Here is an 11,599-nt window from a genome sequence, read left to right as displayed (position 1 = left end):
GTCTACACGTCCAACTGGTCGGCGACCGCGCGCAGCAGGCCCGCGATCTTCTTGCCGGCGGTCTTCTCGGGGTAGCGGCCCCGCTCCAGCATCGGCGTGATGTTCTCCAGGAGAGTCGTCAGATCCTGGACGATGGAGGCCAGCTCGTCCGGCTTCTTGCGGGTCGCGGCGGCGACCGAGGGGGTCGGATCCAGAATCGTCAGGGACAGCGCCTGGTCGCCGCGCTGTCCGGCGACGACGCCGAACTCCACCCGCTGGCCCGGCTTGAGCGTCTCGACTCCGGCGGGGAGGACCGAGGAATGGACGAAGACGTCACCGCCGTCGTCACGGGAGAGAAAGCCGAAGCCCTTCTCGCTGTTGAACCACTTGACCTTGCCGGTAGGCACGTCTGTCCTCGTCCTCGTACTCGTCGGAAAACTGCTTCTGAAACGGCTCTGGATAGCACTCGGGCGGGTCGTACGACCCGCCGGTACCAAGGCTAATGCTCTTCAGGCCGGTGACAAGACGTCACCCGGTTGTTCCTTCGCGCTGGGAACTACCCTGGTCGGGTGCGTGACAAAACCCAAACGAATTCCGCCGCTCCCGGTGACCGTCTGGTCCGTGCCGGTGGCATCGTCTTCTTCATCGGCGCCGTGGCCACTCTGGTCACGGTCGCCCCGCTGTTGCTGGGGACGACACCCTTTCCCACCTATATGTTCGGTCTGAGCATGCTCATGGCAGTCGGATTCCTGATGGCCGGCGCGGGAGTGCTGCGTTCCGTGGCGGCGGGCCGGCGTCAGGCGCGTGCGGGACGGTAGTCCGAAAACCACCCGGGGAATTCCGTCAGATCGGTGAGGACGACGTCCGCGCCCGCCGCGCGCAGTTCCTCCGGGGGGCAGGGGCCGGTGGCCACCGCGACCGACAGCGCGCCGGCCGTCCGGGCGCCGCGCACGTCCCCGACGTGGTCGCCGACGTAGACGCCCGCGTCGTACTCGCGCAGCGCCTCCGCCTTCTGCTCGGCCCACAGGTCGCCGATGACGGCGTCGGGCTCGATGCCGAGGTGCGCGAGGTGCAGTTTGGCGTTGGGCTCGTACTTCGCGGTGACGACTATCGCGCGGCCGCCGGCCTCCCGTACCGCCGCGATGGCCTCGCGGGCGCCGGGCAGCGCCGGGGTCGCGGCGATCGCGATGGTCGGGTAGATCTCCCGGTAGACGTCCGCCACGGTCTCGACCTCGTCGGCCGGGAACCAGTTGATCAGCTCCTCGGCCAGCGGCGGCCCGAGCCGCGTGACCGCCAGATCGGCGTCGATGTACGTCCCCGTCCGCTCGGACAGCGCCTGGTAGCAGGCGCGGATGCCGGGGCGGGAGTCGATGAGGGTCATGTCGAGGTCGAAGCCGACGGTGATTGCCATATGGGCCATTGTGCCCAGGCGGTGTGGACGGCAGACGTCACCCTGTGATCGGCCGGCGAGAGCTGACCGGCTAGCGAGAGCGCTGTGAGCGCCAGACCAGGAACAGCGCCGACGCCACCGCGGCGCCCCGGACGACCCACGGCCAGGTCTGCGCCACCGCGTCGTTCATGTGGCCCTCGGCGATCGGGGTGCCCCAGCGGTCGTTCATCCTGCCCCACAGCCAGAGAATGCCGCCCGCTACGGAGAGGCCGGGGAGGATCACGACCGCCCACTTCGTCTCCGCCGGGCTCAGGCGGCGGGAGGCGTAGGCGATGAGCCAGCCGAGGATCAGCACGAACCAGTTGCCGAGTACGGCGCCCGCGACGAGGAGACCGGCGGCGATCAGGAGGAGCGGGTTGCTCCAGCCRCCCGCGGGCAGGCCCGGGAGACGCCGGCGACCCGCCTTGCCGGCCGTCTCCTCCGGCACCACGGCGGCCTCGACGACCGGCGCCGTCTCCACGTCGGCCGCCGCCTTCGCCGGCTCCGGCGTCCTCGGCCCCGGCGGCTTCAGCAGGGCCGGCAGCTCCACGCCGCCCACGAAGCCCGGCACGTCGTCGCCCGCCCCGAAGGGGCTGCTGTCCACCCGCCACCAGTCCGGCTGGACCGCGCTGTCCCCGAGCTCGTGCCCGGCGGCCAGGTGCGGCGGGGCCGCGCCCTCGGCTGCGGCGGGCCGTGGCTCCTCGGCGGGCCGGGCCGGGCGGGGACGCGGTACGACGCGCCGCAGGACCCCCTTCGGCCGCCCGTCCGGCTCGTCCTGCTCGCGGGCCTCGCGCTGTACGGGCACGGCGGCGGGGGCGCTCTCCGTCGTAGCGCCGCCGCCCGTGCCGTCCGCGGCCGACGCCACGACCTCGTCGGGGCTGCCGAGGCGGGACAGGATGCGGCGGACGGCGGCGGGCGAGTCGACGGTGGCCTTCGCGCGGCGCCGGTCGATCTCGTTGCGCAGGTCCGCGACCAGACGCATGCGGGTGGCCGACGACAACTGCCGCTGCTGGGCCACGTCTCCGACCCGGCTCAGATACTCGTAAACGACCTGGTCGCTCTCAATCCCCACGAAGTCCCCTCCGGGGCGTGTGCGTTGGCTGACGCCGTCGGTCGACGGTACCGCGAGTACGAGCGCGTGACCCACATGCCCGTCCGGCCCCGGCCCCCGCTCACCCGCGCACAGTCGGATCGAGCGCCGGAGGCGACCCGCTACCGTGGACCGGATGAGCACCCAGGACAGGCCTGCGGCCCCCCGTTCCCTCGCGGAAGCGCTCCGCGGGCGGGACGACGTCTCGCTGGGCGCGCTCCTGCGCAGCCGTCCGGATCTCATCACGCCCGTGCCCACCGACCTCACCCAGCTCGCGACCCGCGCCGGCACCCGCGCCTCGGTCGTACGGGCTCTGGAGCGGCTGGACCGGTTCACGCTCCAGACGGCCGAGGCACTGGCCGTGGCGGCGGATCCGGCGACGTACGACGAACTGCTCGGGCTCATGGCCGGGGACGACGCCGACCCGGCCGTCGCCCAGGCCCTGCCGCACGCCCTGGGCGTCCTGCGCGAGCAGGCCCTGGTGTGGGGCGGGGACGACCGGCTGCGGCTCGTCCGCACGGCCCGTGAGCTGCTGGCTCCCTCGCCGCAGCACCCCTCGCCGACGGGGCTCGGCCCGACGGTCCAGGAGGCCACCGCCGGGATGTCCCCGGGGCGCATCCAGGAGATCGTCACGGCCGCCGGGCTGCCCTCGACCCACGACTCGGTCTCCGCGGTGACCTCTCTGACCGAGCTGTTCACGGACCGGCGCCGGATGGCCGCGCTGCTCGCCGAGGCCCCCGCCGACTCCGTCGAGGTGCTGGAGCGGCTGGTGTGGGGTCCGCCGTACGGGCAGGTCACGGCCGATCCCGCGCCCCGGCTGCGCTGGCTGCTGGACCGGGGGCTGCTGCTGCCGACGGCGCCCGGGACGGTCGTGCTGCCACGCGAGGTCGCCCTGCACCTGCGGCGAGGGCTCGCGCACCGGACGCCCGAGCCGGTGCCGCCCGCGGTCGAGGCCGCCGCCGTTCATCGTCCACAGGTTGTGGACAGCACCGCGGCCGGGCAGGCGTACACCGCGCTCGCGACCGTCGAGGAGCTGCTCAAGGACTGGGACGAGGGCGGGCCGGCGGTGCTGCGCGCCGGCGGGCTGAGCGTGCGGGACCTGAAGCGGACCGCCGTCGCCCTCGACGTGCCCGAGCCGGTCGCCGCGTTCTGGGTGGAACTGGCGTACGCGGCGGGCCTGATCGCCCCGGACGGGGAGGCCGACGAGCGGTACGCGGCGACCCCGGCGTACGACGAGTGGCAGGAGCTGCCCGCCGCCGAGCGCTGGTCCCGGCTGGTCACGGCGTGGCTCCCGGCGACCCGGACGCCCGGGCTGGTGGGCGGGCGGGACGCGAAGGACCGCACGCTGTCGGCGCTCGGGCCGGGCCTGGACCGTTCGGCGGCGCCGGAGGTACGGCACCGGGTGCTGGCGCTGCTGGCCGGGCTGCCGGAGGGCGCCGCGCCGGCCGCCGAGTCGGTGCTGGCCCGGCTGCGCTGGGAACGCCCGCTGCGCGGCGGCGCCCAGCGTGAGGACGATCTGCGCAGCCGTCTCGCCGAGTGGGCCCTGTCCGAGGCGGAACTGCTGGGCGTCACGGGCAGGGGAGCGCTGTCGGCCCACGGCAGGGCCCTACTGGGTGCGCCGGCGGCTCCCGCGAAGAGCCCCGAAGCGGAGCCCTCCGGGCCAGGCGACAAGCTCCCGGTCCACCACCGCCCCACGCACGTCCCCACCCTCTCCCCAGCCGAACAGACCGTCGCCTCCGCCGCCGCGGCCCGGCTGCTCACGCCCCTGCTGCCCGAGCCGCTGGACCACGTGCTGCTCCAGGCCGACCTGACGGCGGTGGCGCCCGGGCCCTTGCGGCGCCCGCTCGCCGACATGCTGGGCGTGCTGGCGGACGTCGAGTCCAAGGGCGGGGCCACCGTCTACCGGTTCACGCCCGGCTCGGTGCGGCGCGCCCTCGACGCGGGGCAGAGCGCCTCGGACCTGCACGCCTTCCTCGCCGCGCACTCCCGTACGCCGGTGCCGCAGCCGCTGACGTACCTGATCGACGACGTGGCCCGCAGGCACGGGCATCTGCGCGTGGGCGCGGCCTCGGCGTACGTCCGCTGTGACGACGACGCGGTGCTCAACGAGATCCTCGCCGACAAGCGGGCCGCCGGGCTCGCGCTGCGCCGCCTCGCCCCGACCGTGCTGGCCGCGCAGACCGACCCGGCGGGGCTGCTGGAGGGCCTGCGGGCGATGGGCTTCGCGCCGGCCGCCGAGTCCGCCGAGGGCGATGTCCTGATCACCCGCGCGCACGCGCACCGCACCCCGCCCCGTACGGCGCCCGAGCCGGTGCCGGAGGGCCCGCCGGTCCCCGACGACACCCTCCTCGCGGCGGCGCTGCGCGCCATCCGGGCCGGCGACCTCGCCTCCACCACCCCGCGTAAGCCCGGCACGGCTCCGGAGGTCACCGGCGAACTGCCCCGCACCGGTGCCGCCGAGACCCTTGCCACCGTGCAGGCCGCCGTCCTGACCGGCGAGACGCTGTGGATCGGCTACGTCAACGCCGAGGGCGCCGCCAGCCAGCGCGTCATCGCCCCGATCCGCGTCGAGGGCGGCTTCGTCACGGCGTACGACCACACGGCGGACGAGGTCCGTACGTACCCGCTGCACCGGATCACCGGGGTCGCGGAGCTCGCCGACGACGCCGGCTGACGGCCCGTTCCGCAAGGGCGTCGTCTCACCCGTTCGGGTGCACGCCGGCGTTCATGCACGCCACGCCGGGGAGTTCCCACCCTTGGGCGACATTGCCGGGCGCGCCGCATTCCGCCGTTCGGGCGGGGGCAGCCACCGGGTGTCCCTGTGAGCCTTGTGGAAAGGAAGTCCCAGCATGCGCGCTGTCCGTCGAGTCGCCGCCGTCCTGGCCACCGCCGCCCTGATGACGTTCGGTGGGCTCGCCACGCCCGCCGCGGCGATCAGCATCGACGTCGCCGGCCTTGTCGTCGAGACACCGCAGGTCTGATCCGCCTCCCGCGCACCCGACGGGCCGGCCCCGGTGTCCCCGGGCCGGCCCGTAGTGGGGGTGTCCCTCGTCTCTCAGTCCGTGAAAGGCCTTGTCGTCCCCATGCGTGAAAAGCTCCCCGCCGTCGCTCTGTGCGCCGTCGCCCTCGTGGGCGTGGTCGCTCCCACCGCCGCCGCGGCCCAGCCCGCGCTGCCGCTGCCCCTGCCTGCCGCGGGCGCCGAGCCCCTGGTCTCGGAGGCGATCGGCATCGAGGGACCGTTGGTCCAGAACGTCAGTCTGCCCACGCTGAAGTAGCGCGGCGCGTCCGGTAGCTGTCGCCGTCCAGCCGCACGACGTCCGCGTGATGGGCGAGGCGGTCCACCATCGCCGGGGCACAGGCGCCGAAGACCTCGTCCCAGCGGCCGAACGGGCGGTCGCTGGTCACGATCAGCGAGGCACGCTCGTAGCGGTGCGCGACCAGGCGGAAGAACAGTCCGGCGGTCGCCGCGTCGAAGGGCGTGTAACCGACCTCGTCGACGATCAGGAGGGGGTACTCGTCGAGGGCGGCCAGTTCCGCGTCGAGCCGGCCGGCGGCCCGGGCGTCGGAGAGCCGGGCGGCCCACTCGGCCGCGGTCGCGAACAGCACCCGGTGCCCGGCCTGACAGGCGCGCACACCGAGGCCGATGGCGAGGTGGGTCTTGCCGGTGCCGGGCGGGCCGACGAGGACCACGTTGCGCCGGGCGGCGACGAACTCCGCCTTGCCGAGCCGGGCCACGGTCTCCCGGTCGAAGCCCCGCGGGTGCTGCTGGTCGAAGTCCTCCAGCAGCTTGCGGGCCGGGAAGCGTGCCGCGCGGATCCGGGCCTCGGCGTCCGCGTCCGGGCCCGGGCCCGGGCCCGGGCCCGGCTGCCGTGGGACGGCGGGCGTGGCCGCCGGTGCCTCCTGTTCCGGCTTCCCGTGCCGCTGGTCCCCGTGGTCCTGCTCCACCTGAGGAGGCGCCGCCCGCCCGGGCCCGGCCTGCGGGCGGTCGGCATGACCGCGATCCCCGTGCGCGGCCATCGGGCCCGACATGTAGGCGAGGATCGCCGCCGAGAAGATGAACGCCATGTGGATCACCGTCCCCCACAGCAGGGCGTGCCGGGAGGTGTGGTGGACGTCCACGAACATCTGGAGCAGATGGACGGAGGAGATGCCCACGATCGCCGTGGCGAGCTTGACCTTCAGCACGTTGGAGTTGACGTGCGAGAGCCATTCGGGCTGGTCACGGTGGCCCTGGAGGCCGATGCGCGAGACGAACGTCTCGTAGCCGCCGACGATCACCATGATCAGCAGGTTGGCGATCATGACGACGTCGACCAGCTTGAGCACCGCGAGCATCACGTACGTCTCGGTGGCGTGCCCGCTCACGCACATCTTGATTAAGGTCCACAGTTCCTTGAAGAACTTGTAGACGTAGACGCCTTGGGCGGCCACCAGCCCGAAGTAGAGCGGGGCCTGGAGCCAGCGGGTGGCGAACAGGGCGTATCCGAGCGTGGTGGTCGTTGGGTTCCGCACGGTTCGCCATTCTTCGGGGCCACCGTGGAAAACCTGAATTCACACCACACGTTGGGATGAAAAGGCATTCTGTAGGACCGGAGCCGGTCCGGTCCCGCGCAGATCACACCCTCGGGACGGCGACGATCAGGCACACTGGACGTTTGGCCGAGTCGTTCGAGCCGTCCGAGCCGTCCGGCCGCGGGAAAGGGTGCCACGCGTGAATGGTCCGCTGATCGTCCAGTCCGACAAGACCCTGCTCCTGGAAGTCGACCACGAGCAGGCCGACGACTGCCGTCGGGCCATCGCCCCGTTCGCGGAGCTGGAGCGGGCGCCGGAGCACATCCACACCTACCGGGTGACCCCGCTGGGCCTGTGGAACGCCCGGGCGGCGGGTCACGACGCCGAGCAGGTCGTGGACGCGCTGGTGCAGTACAGCCGCTATCCGGTGCCGCACGCGTTGCTGGTCGACATCGCCGAGACGATGGACCGCTACGGGCGGCTCACGCTGTCCAAGCACCCGGCGCACGGGCTGGTCCTGACCACCACCGACCGTCCGGTGCTGGAGGAGATCCTGCGGTCGAAGCGGGTCGCGCCCCTGGTCGGCGCCCGCATCGACCCGGACACGGTCGCCGTGCACCCCTCCGAGCGCGGGCAGATCAAGCAGACGCTGCTGAAGCTGGGCTGGCCGGCCGAGGACCTCGCCGGGTACGTCGACGGCGAGGCGCACGCGATCGAGCTGGCCGAGGACGGCTGGGCGCTCAGGCCGTACCAGAAGCAGGCCGTGGAGAACTTCTGGCACGGCGGGTCGGGCGTGGTCGTGCTGCCCTGTGGGGCGGGCAAGACGCTGGTCGGCGCCGGGGCGATGGCGCAGGCGAAGTCCACGACCCTGATCCTCGTCACGAACACGGTCTCCGCCCGGCAGTGGAAGCACGAGCTGGCGCGGCGGACGTCGCTGACGGAGGACGAGATCGGCGAGTACAGCGGGACGAAGAAGGAGATCCGGCCCGTCACGATCGCCACATACCAGGTGCTGACGACCAAGCGGAAGGGCGTCTATCCGCACCTGGAGCTGTTCGACTCCCGGGACTGGGGCCTGATCGTCTACGACGAGGTGCATCTGCTGCCGGCCCCGGTGTTCAAGTTCACGGCGGATCTCCAGGCGCGGCGGCGGCTGGGCCTCACGGCCACGCTGGTGCGCGAGGACGGGCGCGAGTCGGACGTCTTCTCCCTGATCGGGCCCAAGCGGTTCGACGCGCCGTGGAAGGAGATCGAGGCGCAGGGCTACATCGCGCCCGCCGACTGTGTGGAGGTCCGGGTCAATCTGACGGACGCGGAGCGGCTCGCGTACGCCACGGCCGAGGCGGAGGAGAAGTACCGCTTCTGTGCGACGACCGATACCAAGCGGAAGGTCACGGAGGCGATCGTCCGCCGCTTCGCCGGGCAGCAGATCCTCGTCATCGGCCAGTACATCGACCAGCTCGACGAGTTGGGGGAGCATCTGGACGCGCCCGTGATCAAGGGTGAGACGTCGAACGCGCAGCGGGAGAAGTTGTTCGACGCGTTCCGGGAGGGCGAGATCAGCGTGCTCGTCGTGTCGAAGGTCGCGAACTTCTCGATCGACCTGCCGGAGGCGACGGTCGCGATCCAGGTGTCCGGCACGTTCGGGTCGCGCCAGGAGGAGGCCCAGCGGCTGGGCCGGGTGCTCCGCCCGAAGTCCGACGGCCACCAGGCGCACTTCTACTCGGTGGTCGCGAGGGACACCATCGACCAGGACTTCGCCGCGCACCGCCAGCGCTTCCTGGCGGAACAGGGGTACGCGTACCGGATCATGGACGCGGACGAACTGCTGACGGAGAGCTGAGGCGGGCGGGCCGCTCGCGGGCGGTGGGGCCGCTCACTTGCGGCGGACCACGCCCACTTCCTCGCCGTACTGGCCGAGGATGATGACGTCGAAGGCGGCGCCCGCGAACACCTTGACGGCGCGCAGGGCATCGCCGAGGCGGTGACTGTGGCTGCCTGTCACGGCGGTGGCGCCGGGCGGGCGGCCCGGTGCCGGGGCGGGGGAAAAGGTTGCTGCGCTCATGTCTCCATGGTGCGTTTCCGTACGTAAAGTCCGCGTCGGCCTGAGGGCCGAACCCGCGTACCCCGCTCGTACGCCTGCGGACCGACCCGTGCCCCTGAGGGAGGAGGCCCTCGTCCCCTAGGGGACGAGGGACGAGGAACAAGGGACGGGAAAACCGTTGGCGGTCGGCTCCCCCGCTGCTCTAAGATCTCCGCTCTTGCCCGCCTCCCTCACGGAGCGCCGCCGACCGGACGGAAACCGGCCGGCATCTCACCGCCATCCTCTTCAGCAGGTCCTCCGGAGGCACCCCCTTGTCCACGCCCGTCGACGACCCGCTCTCCCGTGAGCGCTCCCACCTCGCCGCGTCCCGTTCCGCCCTGCGTGCCATGCGCGAGGACGTAGAGGCCCTCGACATCAGCGACGTCACCGCGAACTGGGTCAACGCCGAGGCCCTGGCCCACCAGATCGAGGAGCGCATCAAGGCCCTGGCGGACCTCAGCGACACCCCGCTGTTCTTCGGCCGGCTGGACTACCTGCGCGCACCGGGCGCCGAGCAGGCCGAGGGTGCGGAAGGGGAACGCTTCTACATCGGGCGGCGGCATGTGCACGACCACGACGGCGACCCGATGGTCATCGACTGGCGCGCACCGGTCTCGCAGCCGTTCTACCGGGCCTCCAAGAAGAACCCGATGGACATCGCGCTGCGCCGCCGCTTCGGCTACACGGGCGGCGATCTCACGGCGTACGAGGACGAGCACCTGTCGGACCCGGCCGAGGCGGCGAAGACCAGCAGGCTCCTGCAGCAGGAGATCGAGCGCCCGCGCGTCGGCCCGATGCGGGACATCGTCGCGACGATCCAACCCGAGCAGGACGAGATCGTCCGGTCCGGGCTCTCCGGCACGGTGTGCGTGCAGGGCGGCCCGGGCACCGGGAAGACCGCCGTCGGCCTGCACCGGGTCGCCTACCTCCTCTACGCCCACCGCGAGCGCCTCGCCCGCACCGGCACACTCGTCATCGGACCGAACCGGTCCTTCCTGCACTACATCGAGCAAGTGCTGCCCGCCCTGGGTGAGTTGACGGTCCAGCAGGCCACCGTCGAGGACCTGGTGGCGCACGTGGAGATCAAGGGGACGGACGACGCGACGGCCGCGGTCGTCAAGGGCGACGCCCGCATGGCGCGGGTGCTGCGCAGGGCCCTCTACGCGCACGTCACGATGCCCACCGAGCCGGTCGTGGTCGTGCGCGGCTCCCGCCGGTGGCGGGTGGCGGCGTACGAACTGGAGGAGATCGTCCGCGAGTTGCTCGACCGCGGCATCCGCTACGGCGCCGCCCGCGAGGCCCTGCCGCAGCGCATCGCGCACGTCGTGCTGGTGCAGATGGAGCGGTCGGGGGAGGCGCCGGACGACCGGGTGCAGGACGCGGTGGCCCGCAACAGCGCGGTCAAGGCGGCCGTCAAGGCGGTCTGGCCGGCCGTCGACCCGGCGAAGCTGGTGCTGCGCCTGCTGTCGGACGCGGACTTCCTCGCCGAGCACGCGGCGGGGATCCTCGACGAGGAGGAGCAGAAGGCGGTGCTGTGGGCGAAGCCGGCGCGCAGCGTCAAGTCCGCCAAGTGGTCGGCCGCCGACGCCGTCCTCATCGACGAGGCCACCGACCTGATCCAGCGCACGCACTCCCTCGGCCATGTCGTCCTCGACGAGGCGCAGGACCTCTCCCCCATGCAGTACCGGGCGGTCGGCCGCCGCTGCACGACCGGCAGTGCGACGGTCCTCGGCGACCTGGCGCAGGGCACCACGCCGTGGGCGACCCGCAGCTGGCAGGAGGCGCTGGCCCACCTGGGCAAGCGGGACGCGGTGATCGAGGAGCTGACGGCCGGTTTCCGCGTGCCGACGGACGTCATCACCTACGCCTCCCGGCTGCTTCCGCACATCGCCCCGGGGCTCACCCCGGTCGTGTCGATCCGTGAGAACCCGGGCCACTTCGAGGTCCGGTCGGTCGCGGGGACGACGGACGTGGTCGACGCCTGCCGCGAATCCCTGCGCAACGAGGGCTCGACGGGCCTGATCGCGGCGGACGCCCGGGTTCCGGAGCTGGCTGCGGCCCTGACGGAGGCCGGGATCCCCTACCTCGGCCCCGGCGAGGAGACGACCCAGGAGACCCGCCTGACCCTGGTCCCGGCGTCGCTCGCGAAGGGTCTGGAGTACGACTACGTCGTCTTGGACGAGCCCCGGGCGGTGGTCGACGGCGAACCGGACGAACGGACGGGCTTGCGACGCCTGTACGTGGCGCTGACGCGAGCGGTGTCGGGGCTGACGGTGACACACGCGGCGCCGCTGCCGCCGCAACTCGCCTAGCTGCGGCCATAAGCCCGCTTAGCTGCGGGCAGTCGTGCCGCTAAGGGCGGCACCCATCCCAAAGAGAGCGGCGCCCCGCTCCGCCGGGCTGCGGACCCACCCGACCGCAGCGACAACACCGAGCACCGATCAAGAACCGTCCACCGCAGCCCGCCACTCCGCCACCGCCCCCGCCGACACCGGCTCGCCCCACC

The 11,599-nt window shown here is 72.7% G+C and carries 11 protein-coding genes; 6 read left to right on the top strand and 5 right to left on the bottom strand.

Annotation, left to right across the window (positions count from 1 at the left end; all coding sequences use genetic code 11):
• Window positions 1-2 precede the first annotated feature (2 nt).
• A complete protein-coding gene (locus tag CA983_RS14660; protein WP_010035896.1) occupies window positions 3-386 on the bottom strand; it encodes a cold-shock protein in 384 nt (127 codons plus the stop codon).
• Window positions 387-548: 162 nt separating this feature from the next.
• Between CA983_RS14660 and CA983_RS14655 the strand changes: the two genes are divergently transcribed.
• Window positions 549-797: a hypothetical protein gene (locus tag CA983_RS14655; protein ID WP_086601337.1), complete on the top strand. Its 249-nt coding sequence runs from the start codon at window positions 549-551 to the stop codon at window positions 795-797.
• On the opposite strand, the gene CA983_RS14650 is transcribed toward CA983_RS14655, so the two are convergent.
• On the bottom strand, window positions 776-1,399 hold the full coding sequence (locus CA983_RS14650) for an HAD family hydrolase (protein WP_086601336.1): 624 nt from the start codon (window positions 1,397-1,399) through the stop codon (window positions 776-778). The two genes, CA983_RS14655 and CA983_RS14650, sit on opposite strands and share 22 nt — an antisense overlap.
• 61 nt (window positions 1,400-1,460) lie before the next feature.
• Complete coding sequence (locus CA983_RS14645; protein WP_086601350.1) at window positions 1,461-2,480, bottom strand: hypothetical protein; 1,020 nt, start codon at window positions 2,478-2,480, stop codon at window positions 1,461-1,463.
• A gap of 154 nt (window positions 2,481-2,634) precedes the next feature.
• Here CA983_RS14645 and CA983_RS14640 point away from each other — a divergent pair, with 154 nt between their 5' ends.
• From CA983_RS14640 to CA983_RS14635, 3 genes are all read left to right on the top strand, one after another.
• On the top strand, window positions 2,635-5,172 hold the full coding sequence (locus tag CA983_RS14640) for a helicase C-terminal domain-containing protein (RefSeq protein WP_086601349.1): 2,538 nt from the start codon (window positions 2,635-2,637) through the stop codon (window positions 5,170-5,172).
• Between the two features lie 175 nt (window positions 5,173-5,347).
• Entirely contained in the window at window positions 5,348-5,479 is a 132-nt protein-coding gene (locus CA983_RS48925) for a hypothetical protein (protein ID WP_279628436.1), read from the top strand.
• Window positions 5,480-5,581: 102 nt separating this feature from the next.
• The gene (locus CA983_RS14635; protein ID WP_086601335.1) at window positions 5,582-5,773 is read left to right on the top strand and encodes a hypothetical protein; all 192 of its coding nucleotides are present in this window, start codon (window positions 5,582-5,584) and stop codon (window positions 5,771-5,773) included.
• On the opposite strand, the gene istB is transcribed toward CA983_RS14635, so the two are convergent.
• Window positions 5,751-7,010: an IS21-like element helper ATPase IstB gene (gene istB, locus CA983_RS14630; protein ID WP_107500237.1), complete on the bottom strand. Its 1,260-nt coding sequence runs from the start codon at window positions 7,008-7,010 to the stop codon at window positions 5,751-5,753. The genes CA983_RS14635 and istB overlap by 23 nt on opposite strands.
• A gap of 199 nt (window positions 7,011-7,209) precedes the next feature.
• On the opposite strand from istB, the gene CA983_RS14625 reads away from it, so the two are divergent.
• Complete coding sequence (locus CA983_RS14625; RefSeq protein WP_086601333.1) at window positions 7,210-8,853, top strand: DNA repair helicase XPB; 1,644 nt, start codon at window positions 7,210-7,212, stop codon at window positions 8,851-8,853.
• A 33-nt stretch (window positions 8,854-8,886) separates the two neighbouring features.
• On the opposite strand, the gene CA983_RS14620 is transcribed toward CA983_RS14625, so the two are convergent.
• Window positions 8,887-9,075, bottom strand: coding sequence for a hypothetical protein (locus CA983_RS14620; RefSeq protein ID WP_086601332.1), 189 nt, complete (start codon window positions 9,073-9,075; stop codon window positions 8,887-8,889).
• Between the two features lie 290 nt (window positions 9,076-9,365).
• Here CA983_RS14620 and CA983_RS14615 point away from each other — a divergent pair, with 290 nt between their 5' ends.
• Window positions 9,366-11,405 (top strand): HelD family protein, encoded by a 2,040-nt coding sequence (locus tag CA983_RS14615; protein ID WP_086601331.1) that lies wholly within the window; start codon window positions 9,366-9,368, stop codon window positions 11,403-11,405.
• The last annotated feature ends 194 nt before the right edge of the window (window positions 11,406-11,599 follow it).

The sequence above is a fragment of the Streptomyces swartbergensis genome, from assembly GCF_002148965.1.
Taxonomy (GTDB): Bacteria; Actinomycetota; Actinomycetes; order Streptomycetales; family Streptomycetaceae; genus Streptomyces; species Streptomyces swartbergensis.
This window is presented reverse-complemented; position numbering and strand designations above follow the sequence as displayed.

What these genes read in the sequence shown, in the direction of transcription:
- CA983_RS14620 (WP_086601332.1), bottom strand. Translation starts at nt 9,075, where the DNA reads ATGAGCGCAGCAACCTTTTCCCCCGCCCCGGCACCGGGCCGCCCGCCC.
- CA983_RS14640 (WP_086601349.1), top strand. Translation starts at nt 2,635, where the DNA reads ATGAGCACCCAGGACAGGCCTGCGGCCCCCCGTTCCCTCGCGGAAGCG.
- CA983_RS14635 (WP_086601335.1), top strand. Translation starts at nt 5,582, where the DNA reads ATGCGTGAAAAGCTCCCCGCCGTCGCTCTGTGCGCCGTCGCCCTCGTG.
- CA983_RS48925 (WP_279628436.1), top strand. Translation starts at nt 5,348, where the DNA reads ATGCGCGCTGTCCGTCGAGTCGCCGCCGTCCTGGCCACCGCCGCCCTG.
- CA983_RS14650 (WP_086601336.1), bottom strand. Translation starts at nt 1,399, where the DNA reads ATGGCCCATATGGCAATCACCGTCGGCTTCGACCTCGACATGACCCTC.